Below are 15000 nucleotides of genomic sequence, written 5' to 3' on the forward strand. Positions count from 1 at the left end.
CAACCGCCTGCGATGACAGAAGGAAAGACAGTCGCTTTCGCAAAGCATTGCGCGCATGATGCCCGCCATCGGCAACTCGATGACTGCCCATGACCGAAACATCCCGTGACGCACGCGCCGATGCCCTGCTCGATGTCGTGCAGGAAGACAGCCATCGGCGCCTGAAGATTTTTCTTGGTGCAGCTCCCGGCGTCGGCAAGACCTACGCCATGCTTTCGGCTGCGCGCGAGTTGAAACGACAGGGCGTCGACGTGGTAATCGGCTTGGTGGAAACGCACGGCCGCGCTGAAACAGCGGCGTTGCTCGAAGGCCTCGAAGTTCTGCCGCGACTGGTTCTGAACTATCAAGGCCGCGATTTCACCGAATTCGATGTCGATGGCGCGCTCGCGCGCAAGCCGGACATTCTGCTGGTCGACGAACTCGCACATCGCAATGTGCCTGGCAGTCGGCATGAACGGCGCTGGCAGGACATCGCCGAGTTGCTCGATGCAGGTATCGAGGTTTACACCGCGCTCAATGTGCAGCATCTGGAAAGCCTCAACGATCAGGTGCGCCGTATTACTGGCATTACGGTGCGCGAGACGGTTCCCGATGCTTTTCTCGATCGTGCGCGCGATATCGTACTCGTCGACCTTCCGCCACGTGAGCTGATTACACGCCTGCGGCAAGGCAAGGTCTATATGCCGGAGACGGCAGCGGCCGCGCTCGATGCGTTCTTCTCGCCGACGAACCTCGGTGCATTGCGCGAGCTGGCGGTTGATACCGTTGCGGGCCACGTCGATAGCGATCTGCGTGAGCACATGCTGGCGCGCGGCGGTGCGATGCCCGTGCGCAGGCGCGTCATGGCAGCGATCGACGGGCATGCGCAAAGCGAATACTTGGTGCGCATTGCGCGGCGCATTGCCGAGCGCCGTGGCGCGCCATGGAGCGTTGTGTTTGTCGATACCGGCGCAGCGCTGGACAACGCGCGGCGTGAGCGTGTCGATACGGCGATGCGTCTCGCGCGTCGTCTTGGCGGCGATGCCACCGTATTGCGCGGACATGCGATTGCCGATGAGCTGCTGTTGCACGCCGACCGCGAAGGCGTTGGCCAGATTATTCTCGGCCGCACACGCGAACGCCTGCTTGCGCGCATGGTTGGACGCTCACTGACGCAACAATTGCTTCGTCGTGGTGCGCATCTTGAGTTAACGATCGTTGCCACACCGACAGAGCGCGCACAGGCACGCCGGCGATTGCGCCTAATGCCAGCGCGAGGGCGGCGCGACGAATACATCTTTGCGACCGTTGTCACAGCGGTCGCCATCGCACTGGCATTTGTCGCCGATCGCTACCTATCCGTCGCCAATCTTGCGCTGATTTTCCTCACCGCAGTGATGACCGTCGCGGTGCGCACACGCATGGCGGTAGCAGTCTACACCGCGATCCTGTGTTTTCTCGGCTACAACTTTTTCTTTGCACCGCCGCGCTACACGCTGGCCATCTCCAATTCGGATGACGTACTCGCGGTGACCCTATTCCTAGCGGTCGCATTGATTTGCAGCCGGCTTGCTACGCGTCTCGCCAGTCAGGTGGAATCGCTGCGCGCCGCGCATGATCAATCGCACGCACTGCTCACGCTCGGCCAGCGTTTGACGGCCAGCGCCGATGCGAACGGCGCACGCGAAGTGGGCGCCGCCGCACTAGCGCACGGCTTGCGATGCGAGGCGGCGATTCTCGCGCGCGATGTCGAACATCATCTGCAAATTGCCGCACATAGCACGCCCGAACTCAAACTGACGGCACAGGACCTCGCCGCTGCGGAATGGTGCGAACAGCACGCCGAAGCGGCGGGCCGTTTTACCGATACGCTGAACGCCGCACGCTGCTGGATGTTGCCGCTCGGCAGCGAAGATCGTCGCCTTGGCGTGGTTGCACTGCGATTTGAAAACGGCAATGCGCCGGATATCGAACGCCGCAGTCTCGCACTGGCGATGGTGCAGGATATCGGTCAGGCGCTGGAGCGCGCGCGTCTGGCGTCGGAACTGGAAGGTGCACGCGTACAAGGCGAGACGGAGCGTTTGCGCAATGCCCTGCTTTCGTCTGTTTCGCACGATCTGCGTTCACCGCTGGCATCGATGATCGGTGCAGCGGGCACGCTCTCCAGTTACTGGGCGCAATTACCTGCAGGCGAACGGCAGGAATTGCTCGACGCGATTCTGGGCGAAGGGCAACGCCTGGATCGCTATATCCAGAATCTTCTCGATATGACGCGACTGGGTCACGGCACACTCAAGCTCAATCGCGACTGGACCGACGCCGAGGAAATCGTCGCCTCCGCGGTGACACGTTTGCGCAAACTGTTCCCCGAATTGCGCGTGGATTGCATGCTGCCGAACGAAACGGTGCTGTTGTTTGTGCATCCGGCATTGATCGAGCAGGCGCTGTTCAATATCCTGGAGAATGCCGCGCGTTTCTCACCGCCCGGTGAAGCCGTGCGTGTGGTGGTGCGCGTAGCCGGTGACCGGTTGTTTATCGACGTGATCGATCGCGGCCCCGGCATTCCCGAAGAAGAGCGCGCACGCATCTTCGACATGTTCTATTCCGTCGCACGCGGCGACCGCGCGCCGCAGGGCACCGGCCTGGGCCTGGCGATCTGCCGCGGCATGATCGGCGCGCACGGCGGCAGCGTGGAGGCCTTGCCCGGCGAAGGCGTTGGGACCACCATTCGCATCAGCCTGCCCCTCCCCACGCCTCCTACGCCATGACTGCTGCCAATCCGTGCGCCTTGGTCATCGATGACGAGACGCAGATCCGCAAATTTCTCGATATCGGTCTGCGCGCCGAGGGCTATGACGTGTTGCTCGCCGCCAATGCGGCGGAAGGGCTGGCGCTCGCAGCGACACGCGATCCGGATGTGGTGATTCTGGATATCGGACTGCCCGATCGCGAAGGGCACGACGTGTTGGCCGAACTGCGCCAATGGACGCAAGTCCCCGTACTGATGCTGTCCGTGCGCGATACCGAACAGGAAAAGGTCAAGGCGCTGGACGCCGGCGCCAACGATTACATGACCAAGCCTTTCGGTATCCAGGAGCTGATGGCACGACTGCGCGCATTGATGCGCAATCGGGTTGGCGGTGCCGAGGCGCCACCACGCTACGACGACGGGCACCTGCATATCGATCTGGGTTTGCGCGAAGTGACGCTTGATGGTGCGCCGCTGGCATTGACGCGCAAGGAATACGCGGTACTTGCGATGCTCGTGCGTCATGCCGGACGCGTGGTCAGTCAACAGCAATTGCTGCGTGAGATATGGGGCGGCACACATGTGCAGGACACGCATTATCTGCGCATAGTGCTTGGCAAACTTCGGCAGAAACTCGGCGATGACCCCGCCACACCGCGATGGTTGAAAACTGAGCCCGGCGTGGGTTATCGGTTTCTGCCTGGCGGCCAATAAGACGCCTCAACTTCATCGCACATAAAAAATCCCCGGCACATGGGTTACCGGGGATTGGAATAACGCTGGATGTGCAAAACCCGTCTTGTGATTCGCGCTTTACAAATGAAAAAACATCCGTGTTCGCAATGCTCCACACACAGCTGCTTGTTGTGAGGGCGCCAAGCAGCGAGTGGAATGTAAGGCGAAGCACGACAGCGAAATATCGGACGGGGCTTAAATGCAGGCCCCATCGCACACTCATCAGACAAAGACGAGATTTACGGCGAAATGATTTGCGCTACTCGCGCAATCGCGGCACGCCATGGGCATCGCGTTCTTCGATAGCGATGGGACGCGTGTCCAAACGTCCACCCACCACATCCGCAGCGGGCAACGGTTCGGCATTGTCGCCACGTGCCAAGGCGATGGCGTTGCGATAGCAGCGCTGCGCCAAGCCGGTGTCGCCGATGCCGGTATACGTATCACCAAGGGCTTCCCACGCATTCGCGCCGGGTGCCAGCGCCAGCGACCGTTCGAGGTACGGACGTGACTTGGTCCATATCTTCAGGCGAACGCACATGCGACCCAGCGCGAGCAGCAGGCTCGGATCATTGGGATGCCCATCCAACCAGCTTTCGGCGCGGCGCAACCGCGCTTCCAGATCATCGCCCGCGAGCGTGCCGTAGGTCTCGACCAACTGTGACGACCATTCGCGACGCAGCGCGGATTCCACTTCATCCATAGCCGGAAGCGTGAGTCCGTACGCGGCCGCTTTGCGGGCGTAAGCGTCGACAACGGCAGGTGCGCGCCGCTGCGATTTCGGCAACGACGACCACAACGCGTTGAGCACGGCGCCATCGCCCGCACCGTTGAGGCTGGCGACGAGAATCTGCGTTTCGAGTGCGTTGTAGGCACGCGTGCCGAGCACGCCGCTTTTCTGCAACGGATCGAGTGCTTCGCGCGCGCGACGCGTATCGCCGTTGGCCAGCGCCGCCATCGCATATTCGCGCCAGCCACCCGGACTCAAACTGCCGCTATCGGCTTCAGATGTGAGCAGCGCCAGTGCTTCGGCGGGTTTGCCATCGCGGCGCAAGACGCGTGCACGCAGGACACGCGCAGCACGTGGCGCAACCTGGGCAGCTTCATCCAATGATTCCAACGCACGCCCGTGCTCACCGCGACGCGATGACGCTTCTGCTGCAGCAAGCAACGCAGGGCCACGCAACATGTCCAGACGCGACGCACGGTTGAGGTCGCGTTCGGCATCGCCATGGCGACCCTCCATCAACGCCACAAGACCGTCCGCAAGCCGCTGCTGACTGACGCGGCGATGACGGCGCGAGAAGGCACCAAACGGCCAACGCACGACACGCCACAACACGTTGATCGCTGCCCACAGGAGCACCAGCAACACGACAGCAGCGAGCAAACTGGTCTGCGCGGTGACACCGCGAAAGCGGATCAAGACATAGCCGGGATCTTCCGCCACCCAATGCCAGCAGAAAGCTGCCACCGCGGCGGCGATCACCAGCAGCAGAATCCAGCGCCAAACCTTCATGGCTTGTTCCCTGCTGGTGCAACGGCGCTGCTTCCACTATCGGGTTTGAGTGCGTGCACAGCGCGCAGATTGCGCAGTTCGCTCAATGCACCGCCGAGTTTTACCGGAATGGCCGGCTTGAGCTGAGTACTCATCGTGGCCAGATGCTCGCGAGCTTGTTGCACCGCCGCCGATTGCGGATCGAATTGCGTGGCGAGACCTGCATCGGCGCGCTTGAGTGCCGCGGTGCAACCGTTGTCGTCCCATGCGAGCAAGGACGCCTGCGCCTGCGCCAGATCGAGCGCAATGAGCTCGCGCGCAATACGCGCATCGGCGATATCGACGGGTGCACCGTTATCGCGCTGAATCTGGATCACGCTGTGCAAGCCGCGCACGATGCGCGCCCACACGCCGTTGTCCTGGTTCGTGACGGGTTCGTCCAACGGTTTCAGCGGAAGATTGGGAAGATCGTTGCGCAGCTGCATCACGGTATCGAGCAACTGTTCGCGATCGGCGACCTGACTCTTCACCAAGGCATCGTGCTCGGCATCGATGCTTTGACGCACACCGTTGAACGCGTTGTCGTTCACACCGGCCAGCGTCTGCGATGCAAGCGCGTACGCCTGCGCGGCACCTTGTGCATCGTGGAACAGCGTATAGCGCTCCGTGCCCATGCGTAGCAGGGATTCGGTTTCATCCAAGCGCATCGCGTCCTGACCGGATAGCGTCTTTTCGGAAAGCCGGCCGACGGCTTCTTCCAGATCGCGCACACGCTGGTCCTGCGCGAGCAATTCCTCACGCAGCGAGTGATTGACCTGATCGCCGTCGTTCAACCGCTGCAGCAGCACGGTGTCCTGGCCATTGGCGGCGGTGAGCGCGTGCTCGGTGGCCGTGACGCGATCTTCCAGTCCTGTCGTCGTGCGCAGCGCGACGGTGCTGATCTGAGTGAGCTTCCATTGCTTCCACCCCACGTAACCCACGCCGATCAGCGCGATCAACGCAATCAGCAGGGTCAGCGCCAGCGTGCCTCCCGTCGAACGCGACGATGTCGCTGACCGGCTGGCACGCGGGCTGTCGGAGGGCACGCTCTTGGGCGCGGCGGGGGTGCTTTCGGGGGTGAGGTCGTCCTGGCTCATGCGCGCATGCTAACAGCCCCCGCGGCCGGCTTAGTGGGGCATGCGTGAACAGATTTTGACAGTGGCGGCCAGCAAATCCTCGGAATGGGCAGACGTGGCCAGTTCGACCCGCGAAAAGCCGTCCAGACGCGCAAGCTCCGCGATCCGCTCGCTGCTCACTACAGCGACCGCGCGGCGCAAGCGGTCACGCGCGGCGGCGGGCAGAAGTGTCAGCAGATGACGCATGGCCTCGGCGCTGGAAAAGAGCACGCAGGCGGTACTGGGAAGTTGCATGACGGCATCGATGTGACGCCGGTTCAATCGCGGCGCGCCGCGGGTATAGACGTGCACCTCGCGCACCGTCGCACCACGTTTGGCGAGCTGTTCCTGCAAGAGGCCGCGGCCATCTGGTGCGGTAATCAGCGCCACGCGCCGGCCTTGCAAGGATTGCAGCGCCGGCAATGCGAGTACGCCTTCGCTGTCTTGCCGTGTCGTGGGGACTTGCGCATCCACGCCGTGCTGGTGCAACACGCGCGATGTGCCCTGACCGGTAGCGACGACATTGGCATGTGTATCCAGCGCCGATAGCGCCGTGGCATATCGCACGGCGGCGGGGCTGGTGAAAATCAGCAGGTCATCGCGCTGTGCCTGTTGCCATTGCGCGCGTGCCGTGTCGACATCGGACATCGCACGCAGGGAAAGTCCAGGCAAGAGCAATGGCGTAGCACCAAGCGTGCGAACACGCCGCGCCAGCGACCCGCCCGTGCCCGCCGGTCGGGTAATCACAACCGTACAGCCGGCCAGTGAACTGCCGTGTTGTGAAGACTGCGCGCTCACGCCCGTTTCGCCGGTATCTGGGTTGGGTCTGGAGTGTAGCGTCTACACTGTACGTCTCACCTCCCCTCCCTGTTGATGTTCGATGGACAAACCCGCTTTGCATACCGCCGCCCAGGCCTTGGTCGCATTTATTCACGATGGCATTCCGCTGGCGCGGGCCATGGCACTCGAACTCGGGGATTACGATGGCGAGCGGCTCACCCTTCGCAGCCCGCTGGCACCCAACGTGAACGATAAAGGCTGCGCCTTTGGTGGCAGTCTCGTCAGCCTGATGACATTGACCGGCTGGGGCCTCGTCGAATTGGCGCTGCGCCAGCGCGGCGAAGATTGCGATGTGTACGTGGGCGAATCGACCGTGCGCTACCTGAGTCCCGTGTGGGAGGACTTCCAGGCCGAAGCACAGCCCGCAGCGCACGCCGACTGGACCACCTTCTTCGCCACGCTCGCTACACGCGGCCGTGCGCGCATCGGCGTAACGTGTCAGATTCCCGGTGAAGAGGGCAAGCCGGCCGCTACCCTTGAGGCACAGTTCGTGGCGAAGCGTCGTACGACTGCGGCAGAATAGGTTGTCCTGAAGGGGAGGCTCGTCTCATGCGTCGAATTGTCGGTCCGCTGGTGCTGTCCACCGTGCTGCTGTTATCCGGTTGCGCCACCGATAAGCGCAGCGATTCGCTCGACCACACCCTACTCGAATACGCCAACGCGGTGCGTTGGGATGGCTTCGAAGCCGCCCAGCAGTTCGTCGATCCCAAAGTGCGCGATGCACATCCCATCACCGACTTTGATCGCCAACGCTTCACTCAGTTACGCGTAAGTGACTACGACGAAGGCACAGGCGCGATTGCAGGCAGCGACCCCAACGAGATCCGGCAGACCGTGAACATCGGCCTGGTCAACATTCATACACAGGCCGAGCGCCACATCATCGACCATCAGGTCTGGAAGTACGACCAGGCGAAGAACAAGTGGTGGCTGGAAACAGGGCTGCCCAATCTCGACGAAACGGCGCCTCCAAACCCCAACGGTTATTGAGGCCTGAACCCCGCTCGCCGGACAAGCCCAAGGCCCGTCGCGCAGGTATAATCTGCCGTTTACCTGCAACCGCGCGGCCTGTCCGCGCCCGTGGATGGTCCATGAACGATTTTATGCACAAGCTGCCCCAGTTCGTGGGCAACCATTTGTTTCTGGTCGCCTTATTGGTGGCGGTGATCCTCGCGTTGTTTGTCACGCAGGTGATGGTGTGGATGCGCAAATACACGGAGCTGACGCCGGCCGGCCTGACGCAGCTGATCAATCGCGATACCCCGCTGTTGATCGATCTTTCCGCGAGCGCCGACTTCGAAAAAATGCATGTACCCGGCGCCAAGCACGTGGCTATGAGCCAGTTCGATCCGGAAAACAAGGATCTGGCGAAAGCGCGCGAGTTGCCTGTCGTAGTGATGGACAAAGACGGCCGCAACACAGACAGCGCCGCGCAGCGACTCATCAAGGCGGGCTTTACGCGCGTCTACACCCTGGGTGGTGGCGTGCTGGCGTGGCAGGCGGCGCAATTGCCGACGGCGAAAGGCCGCAACTGATCAGGCTTCGTTGATGCCCGCGCGTGCGGCGAGAATCTGCGCCAGCACGTCGGGTGCGTAATCGAACGAGTCGTAATAAAGCCGGTCTTCGGGCAGACCGGCATCGGTAAACAATTTTCGTCCGGCATCGATCATCGCTGGCGGCCCGCTCATGTAGACGTCGTGGCCGGAAAGATCCGGATGATCGTCGAGCACCGCTTCGTGCACCAACCCTTCGCGCGTGCCATCACGGCGCGCCAATTCCGGATCGGAAAGCACCGCGTGAAAGCGAATATTCGGCGTAGCGGCCGCCCACTGTTCGGCAAGCGAGCGTTGATAGAAATCCGCAGGACTGCGTGCGCCCCAATAGACGTTTATCGCGCGGCGCGTACCTAACGCGAGAAAGTGTTCGACGATGGCTTTGACCGGCGCAAAACCGGTACCGCCTGCCATGAAAATCATGGGCCGCTCCGAATCTTCACGCGGCACGAAGGTGCCGAGCGGACCTTCGATGCGCAGCGTGTCGCCTTCCTTGAGCACGTCGCTCACCCATGATGTAAACCCGCCGCCCGCGACGTGGCGAACGTGCAGCTCGATCGTGCCATCGGCTTGCGGGCCATTCGCAATCGAAAACGGCCGGCGGCGGCCGTCTTCCAGCAAAACATCCAGATATTGACCAGGCAACCAGTTCAATCGCGCCTCGCCTGCCTTGGGTTCCAGATGCAAGCCGATCACATCGGGTGCGAGCTGCCATTTACGCGTTACACGCACATCGAGTTGCCGACGCGCCACGTCTTCAACCGACGTGATTTCACGTGCCGCCACGACGAGATCGGTCAATGGCACGGCCTGGCACAGCAAAACGGCGTGGCGCGCACGATCATGCACATCCAGCGCGGTAGGCGGATTGCGCGGATAGTCGCAACGGCCCTCGATCAAGGTGGCCTTGCAACTGCCACACACACCGGCGCGGCAGGAATACGGCAGCGCGACACCCGCGCGCTGCGCCGCTTCCAGCACGGTTTCGCCGGGCAGTACGTCGAAACGGCGGCCGGAATTGGAGAGGGTAACGGTATGCACGTTGAGGTGACCTGAGCGATCCTGCATTGTCGCCGCTGGGGTGGTCGGCGGACAATGCGGGCTGATCAGGCGAGTATCAACGTATGCGCATCTGGAAACAGGATATCGACCTTGCCAGCCTCAACGGTTGGAGCACCAACACGCTGATGGAGGCGATTGGTATCCAAATCACCGCCATGGGCGACGACTGGCTTCAGGGCACCATGCCCGTGGACCGCCGCACGCATCAGCCCTATGGCCTGCTGCACGGTGGCGCCTCGGTGGCGCTGGCCGAAACGCTCGGCAGCACGGCAGCCATGCTCACGCTGGATTCGGCCAAGGAACGCGCGGTGGGTCTGGATATCAACGCCAATCACATGCGCGGCGTGCTCAGCGGAACGGTGACCGGTACGGCGCGCCCGCTGCATCTGGGCCGTTCCACGCAGGTGTGGGAAATCCGCATTGAGGACGAAAACGGCAAGCTCGTGTGCATTTCACGCCTGACGATGGCGGTGGTGCCCGCCACTGCCGTAGGTTCGCGTTGATGCCATGCCTTCCCTTTGCACGGCGTCGCGATGACTGACGAAACGCCGTATGCGCGCCTTACGCCCGATCTCGTGCTCGATGCCGTCAATGCCTGTGGCTTATGGCCCGACGGCCGGCTGCTCGCGCTCAACAGCTACGAAAACCGGGTCTGGCAAGTCGGCGTGGAAGATGACGCGCCGGTGATCGCAAAGTTCTATCGGCCCGGCCGATGGAGCGACGCGGCCATTCTGGAAGAACATGCCTTCGCGCAGGAACTCGCCGATGCAGAGATTCCGGTTGTCGCACCCAGCGTTTACACCGGCCGCACGCTGCTGCATTACGACGGTTATCGCTATGCGCTCTCACCCCGAAGTGGTGGGCGCGCGCCCTCGCTGGAATCAGCCGATCAGCTGGAATGGCTGGGCCGGTTGATTGCGCGCATGCACTCGGTCGGTGCGCGCGCTTCTTTCGTGTATCGCGGCAGAATCGATCGCGAAACCTTGATTGAAACGCCGATGCACGCCGTGCTTCATTCCCACCTGCTTCCCGCATCGCAGATCGATCGTTATCGTGGCGCCGTAGAGCGTGTGGATCATGCTGTCGCCGCGCGCTTTGATGCAATCGGCCCAGTGCGTACGCTGCGATTGCATGGCGATTGTCACCCGGGCAATGTACTTTGGACGGACGCAGGCCCGCACTTCGTCGACCTGGACGATGCGCGCATGGGGCCGGCCGTGCAGGATTTATGGATGCTTGCGCATGATCAGCGCGCGATGGATGCGCTGCTTGAAGGTTATGGTTCGATGCGTGATTTCGATCACGCAGAACTTGCACTCATTCCTGCGCTACGTGCCATGCGACAAGTACATTATGCCGGCTGGATCGCGGCGCGCTGGCAGGATCCGGCCTTTCCCGCCGCGTTCCCGTTTGCCGCCGAACCGCGCTGGTGGGAACAACACATCACCGACCTGCACGAGCAGGCGGAAGAACTCGAATAACGATACACGAGGTATTGAATGCGCCAGATTTTGTTTCGCCTCATCGGCATTTTGGAAGTTGCGGGCGGTTTTTATGGTTTGGCGCGCGTACTGCCTCGCCTGTTGGAAATCGGACCCTTGCGCACTGCGGCGATTGGGCTCATCGAATTGGCGTTGTACGTGTTCGTCTTGGTGGCCGGCGTTCTGCTGATTGAAAACAGCGAACGCGGCGTTCGTCTCTCCAGCATCGCGCAGTTATTGCAATTGCCGCTGATCGCCACGCCGGTCTTCAGCTACGGCTTTCACTGCGGCGGCTTTGTGAACCTATACACCACGCTGCATATCCCCACTCACCCGGATATCGGGTGGCATTTCGGCAGCGAGGGCTTCATTCTGCAATTCGTCGGTCCGGCGGTGTCGCACCTGGGCGTCAACCTGCTGGCCCTGCTTTCCTGGCTGATCCTCAAGCTTCGCTAAGAATCGCCTGTCAAAACGGCCCCTTCGCGCATGGCGGGTTATCATGGCGGGATGAATAGCTCGTCGCCCGTTGCCAGGTCCGTGACCGATCTGCCAGTTATCCGCCTCAAATCCGACCGCACCCCGGGACATCCATGGGTGTGGTCGGCGCAGGTCAACAAACCCGAAACACGCCTTCCGCCCGGCAGCGTTGTCGATGTGGTGGATGCGAAGAACCGTTTTGTCGGTCGCGGATTCTGGAATGGTCACGCGCGTATTGCGTTGCGCCTGCTGACCACAGATGCCAGTGAATCGATTGACGCCGACTGGATCTCGGCACGCATCGAACGTGCCGTCACGCTTCGCCGCGAGTTGCTGAAGCTCGATGCGGTTACCGACGCATGGCGCGTCGTGCACAGCGAAGGCGACGGTCTTTCCGGGCTTATCGTGGATCGCTACAACGACATTCTGGTGATCGAATACTTCGCCGCCGGCATGTGGAAATTCCGCGACGCGATCCATGCCGCGCTGCTGCGCCAGTTTCCTGGCGCACGCCTGTACTGGTTTGCCGAAAGCCATGTGCAAAAGCAGGAATCGTTCGACTGTCGCGCGATGGAAGCACCCACTCCGGTGGAAGTGCATGAGCACGGCCTGCGTTTTCATGCTGCGCCGGGTTACGGGCACAAGACCGGTTTCTTTGCCGATCAACGCGACAATCGTCAACGCTTCGCCGAACTTGCGCGCGGCCGGCGCGTGCTCGACCTGTGCTGCAACGCAGGCGGGTTTGCCGTACACGCCGCAGCCGGCGGTGCGCGTGAAGCAATCGGCGTCGACATGGACGCGGGTATTCTGGAAATCGCTCGCGCCAATGCATCGGCGAACCATGTCGATGTGCGTTTCGAACAGGCCGATATCTTCGACTGGCTCCGTCAGGCTATCGCGCGCGGCGAGCACTACGACGCGGTAATCCTCGACCCCGCCAAACTCACCCGCGACCGCACCAAGGTGATGGACGCGTTGAAGAAATACTTCGCGATGAATCGCCTCGCACTCGACGTGATTCCACCGGGCGGCTTATTGTTGACGTGTTCGTGCACCGGCCTGGTCAGCGAGGCGGATTTTCTTGAGATGCTTCGCCGTGTTGCACTCAATGCAGGCCGCGAAATACAGATACTGGAAACGCGCGGCGCGGGTGCCGATCACCCGGTGCGTGCCGATGTGCCGGAAAGCCGCTATCTCAAAGCAGTGTTTTGTCGGATCGACTGAGCGGTTCGGCACCCACACGCCAAAGCAAAATCAGCAAGTAAGCCAGCATGAGAAACGCAATCAACAGAAAAACCGCATTGCGAAATGTCGTGGCGTAACCCAGTGCCGACGCATCGATGAAACCGTAAGGATAAGCGCCGATCACCTCACCGCGAACCATCGCGTAAATGAAATAAATCAGCGGATAGATACTCCACCAAAAGGGTAACACCCAACGAAGCCGCATGGCGCGCAACGCGACAAAACTAAAAAGCACGTATAGCGCCGGCACCACGTAGTGAAGCAGCACATCGGCGATCAACTGCAAACCTTGCGGCTTCCACACATGCCGCAAAAGCAGAAAATAAGCGACGCTGACAAAGGCAATGCTGGTCGCCACCCAGCCCACCGCGACCGGTCTTACAAAAAATCGGCCCAGCCAAGACGCCGGGGCCATCATTGGTGCCACTGAAGCAAGCAGCACCAATAAGTTGGTCGTGATGGTGAAGAAGCCCAGATACAGCACCACGCCGTAGCCAATCGATTTGCCATTCGCTTCAGCGAGACGCAGGGAAAGGTAAAACTGCAGCGCCAACGCGACGAACACCACCACCGCCGTCAAACCAAGCAACGCCTTGGCTGCTTTGCCCGATGTCGCCATGACACCCCCCAATCCGTAAGGATTGCCCGATACTACCCGCAATCTCAGGGACTGATACGCCTGCGGGTAAACTGTGCCCAGACAGCCCGGAATCACCCATGCCTTTGATCGATATTCTGCTGATTCTTCTCATTGTCCTGCTCATCTTGCAGGTCGTGACTTTGCTGCGCGGCCGCGGCGACGCAGGCCTCAACGCCCGCCTCGACGCTCTGAAGGACGACAACCGCCATCTGCGCGAAGCGCTGGCGCAAGAACAACGCGCCGGCCGCAGCGAACTCAGTCAAACACTCCTGCAATTCGGCCAGCGGCTGGACACACTGACCGAACGCACCGACACCAGCATTCAGTCACTCAACCAGCGACTCACCGAAGACGCACGCCGCGGCCGCGAAGAACTCACCGTCACGCTCGCCCGTCTTGGCGAACAACAGCAGCAGCAATTGAAGGAACTCACCGCCGATAACGAAAAACGCCTCGGTGAAGTTCGCACCACGCTGGAAACCAAGCTCAGCGCCATCCAGCAAGACAATGCGACCAAGCTGGAACAAATGCGCGCAACGGTCGACGAAAAACTGCAATCCACGCTCGAAACGCGCCTGGGCCAATCCTTCAAGCTCGTCTCCGAACGACTGGAAGCCGTGCAGCGCGGCCTCGGCGAAATGCAATCGCTCGCCAGCGGCGTCGGCGACCTGAAACGCGTGCTCAGCAACGTTAAGACACGCGGCATTCTCGGCGAAATGCAACTCGCAGCATTGCTCGATCAAATGCTCACGCCCGAGCAATACGCCTCGAACGTCGCCACGGTTCCTGGCTCCGACGAACGCGTCGAATTCGCCATCAAGCTCCCAGGTGGCGAGCGCGACAGCCAGGTGTGGCTACCCATCGACGCGAAATTCCCGCGCGAAGACTACGAACGCCTGCTCGACGCACAGCAGCAAGCCGACGCCGAAGGCGTCGAACGCGCTGCAAACATGCTCGAACGCCGCATACGCGACGAAGCCAAAACCATCCGCAGCAAATACATCGCCGCGCCCCACACCACCGACTTCGCCATCCTCTTCCTGCCCACCGAAGGCCTCTACGCCGAAATCATCCGCCGCCCCGGCCTGTTCGAAAGCTTGCAACGCGAACAACGCGTCACCATCGCCGGCCCTACGACGCTCTCGGCGTTGCTCAACAGCCTGCAAATGGGCTTCCGCACGCTTGCCATCCAGCAACGCAGCAGCGAAGTGTGGCAACTGCTCGGCGCGGTAAAAAACGAATTCGGCAAATTCGGCGACGTGCTGAAAACCGTCCGCAAAAAACTCGACGAAGCCGGCAAACACCTCGACACCACCACTACCCGCACGCGCGCTATCGAGCGCAAATTGCGTGATGTGGAATTGCTGCCCGGTGAACAAACACAGCAATTGCTTGGTGATTCTGTGGCGGGTGAAGAAGAGATCGCTGAAGACCAATAGGTCGCTGCCCGCGTTTTGGCTTTTCAGTTTTGGCCTTTCAACTTCGGGTTTTCAGCTTCGGCTTTCCGCTGTTCGCTTTTTCAAAAAGTGCGCGAAGCGCACCGCTCTTGATCTTCGAGCCCCTTATGCGGTGAGTGAGACGGGGACG

15 protein-coding genes are annotated in these 15000 nt (G+C 61.4%); 10 read left to right on the forward strand and 5 right to left on the reverse strand.

All coding sequences use genetic code 11. From position 1 onward, the window contains the following. The first annotated feature begins 89 nt into the window (after positions 1 to 89). Both EKH79_RS17710 and EKH79_RS17715 read left to right on the forward strand, forming a co-directional pair. Positions 90 to 2747 (forward strand): sensor histidine kinase, encoded by a 2658-nt coding sequence (locus EKH79_RS17710; protein WP_126675180.1) that lies wholly within the window; start codon positions 90 to 92, stop codon positions 2745 to 2747. Further along, the gene (locus EKH79_RS17715) at positions 2744 to 3442 is read left to right on the forward strand and encodes a response regulator (RefSeq protein ID WP_126675181.1); all 699 of its coding nucleotides are present in this window, start codon (positions 2744 to 2746) and stop codon (positions 3440 to 3442) included. Before EKH79_RS17710 ends, EKH79_RS17715 begins: the two co-directional genes overlap by 4 nt. A 280-nt stretch (positions 3443 to 3722) precedes the next feature. On the opposite strand, the gene EKH79_RS17720 is transcribed toward EKH79_RS17715, so the two are convergent. The 3 genes from EKH79_RS17720 to EKH79_RS17730 are packed head-to-tail and all read right to left on the reverse strand — an operon-like array spanning position 3723 to position 6913. Further along, the gene (locus EKH79_RS17720; protein WP_126675182.1) at positions 3723 to 4982 is read right to left on the reverse strand and encodes a heme biosynthesis protein HemY; all 1260 of its coding nucleotides are present in this window, start codon (positions 4980 to 4982) and stop codon (positions 3723 to 3725) included. Continuing rightward, positions 4979 to 6097 (reverse strand): uroporphyrinogen-III C-methyltransferase, encoded by a 1119-nt coding sequence (locus EKH79_RS17725; protein WP_126675183.1) that lies wholly within the window; start codon positions 6095 to 6097, stop codon positions 4979 to 4981. The genes EKH79_RS17720 and EKH79_RS17725 overlap by 4 nt, the downstream gene beginning before the upstream one ends. Before the next feature lie 30 nt (positions 6098 to 6127). Further along, complete coding sequence (locus EKH79_RS17730; RefSeq protein WP_126675184.1) at positions 6128 to 6913, reverse strand: uroporphyrinogen-III synthase; 786 nt, start codon at positions 6911 to 6913, stop codon at positions 6128 to 6130. 82 nt (positions 6914 to 6995) lie between these two features. Between EKH79_RS17730 and EKH79_RS17735 the strand changes: the two genes are divergently transcribed. The 3 genes from EKH79_RS17735 to EKH79_RS17745 all read left to right on the forward strand — a co-directional run bounded on the left by EKH79_RS17735 (position 6996) and on the right by EKH79_RS17745 (position 8490). Further along, positions 6996 to 7478 carry a YiiD C-terminal domain-containing protein gene (locus EKH79_RS17735; protein ID WP_126675185.1) on the forward strand — a complete coding sequence of 161 codons (483 nt, stop codon included), beginning with the start codon at positions 6996 to 6998 and terminating at the stop codon, positions 7476 to 7478. Positions 7479 to 7504: 26 nt separating this feature from the next. Continuing rightward, positions 7505 to 7945: a hypothetical protein gene (locus EKH79_RS17740; RefSeq protein WP_126675186.1), complete on the forward strand. Its 441-nt coding sequence runs from the start codon at positions 7505 to 7507 to the stop codon at positions 7943 to 7945. A gap of 101 nt (positions 7946 to 8046) precedes the next feature. Further along, entirely contained in the window at positions 8047 to 8490 is a 444-nt protein-coding gene (locus EKH79_RS17745; protein WP_126675187.1) for a rhodanese-like domain-containing protein, read from the forward strand. Here the strand turns inward: EKH79_RS17745 and EKH79_RS17750 are convergent, their stop codons facing one another. Next, complete coding sequence (locus EKH79_RS17750) at positions 8491 to 9576, reverse strand: 2Fe-2S iron-sulfur cluster-binding protein (RefSeq protein WP_126675188.1); 1086 nt, start codon at positions 9574 to 9576, stop codon at positions 8491 to 8493. Positions 9577 to 9632: 56 nt separating this feature from the next. Between EKH79_RS17750 and EKH79_RS17755 the strand changes: the two genes are divergently transcribed. The 4 genes from EKH79_RS17755 to EKH79_RS17770 are packed head-to-tail and all read left to right on the forward strand — an operon-like array spanning position 9633 to position 12752. Beyond that, entirely contained in the window at positions 9633 to 10073 is a 441-nt protein-coding gene (locus EKH79_RS17755) for a hotdog fold thioesterase (RefSeq protein ID WP_126675189.1), read from the forward strand. Positions 10074 to 10103: 30 nt separating this feature from the next. Then, a complete protein-coding gene (locus EKH79_RS17760; RefSeq protein ID WP_126675190.1) occupies positions 10104 to 11051 on the forward strand; it encodes a serine/threonine protein kinase in 948 nt (315 codons plus the stop codon). Between the two features lie 18 nt (positions 11052 to 11069). After that, entirely contained in the window at positions 11070 to 11507 is a 438-nt protein-coding gene (locus tag EKH79_RS17765; protein WP_126675191.1) for a hypothetical protein, read from the forward strand. A 51-nt stretch (positions 11508 to 11558) separates the two neighbouring features. Then, entirely contained in the window at positions 11559 to 12752 is a 1194-nt protein-coding gene (locus EKH79_RS17770; protein ID WP_126675192.1) for a class I SAM-dependent rRNA methyltransferase, read from the forward strand. On the opposite strand, the gene EKH79_RS17775 is transcribed toward EKH79_RS17770, so the two are convergent. Beyond that, complete coding sequence (locus EKH79_RS17775) at positions 12724 to 13392, reverse strand: Pr6Pr family membrane protein (protein ID WP_126675193.1); 669 nt, start codon at positions 13390 to 13392, stop codon at positions 12724 to 12726. The two genes, EKH79_RS17770 and EKH79_RS17775, sit on opposite strands and share 29 nt — an antisense overlap. A 98-nt stretch (positions 13393 to 13490) precedes the next feature. On the opposite strand from EKH79_RS17775, the gene EKH79_RS17780 reads away from it, so the two are divergent. Then, entirely contained in the window at positions 13491 to 14852 is a 1362-nt protein-coding gene (locus EKH79_RS17780) for a DNA recombination protein RmuC (RefSeq protein ID WP_126675194.1), read from the forward strand. Positions 14853 to 15000 lie beyond the last annotated feature (148 nt).

This window comes from Dyella dinghuensis (assembly GCF_003977615.1).
Taxonomy (GTDB): domain Bacteria; phylum Pseudomonadota; class Gammaproteobacteria; order Xanthomonadales; family Rhodanobacteraceae; genus Dyella_B; species Dyella_B dinghuensis.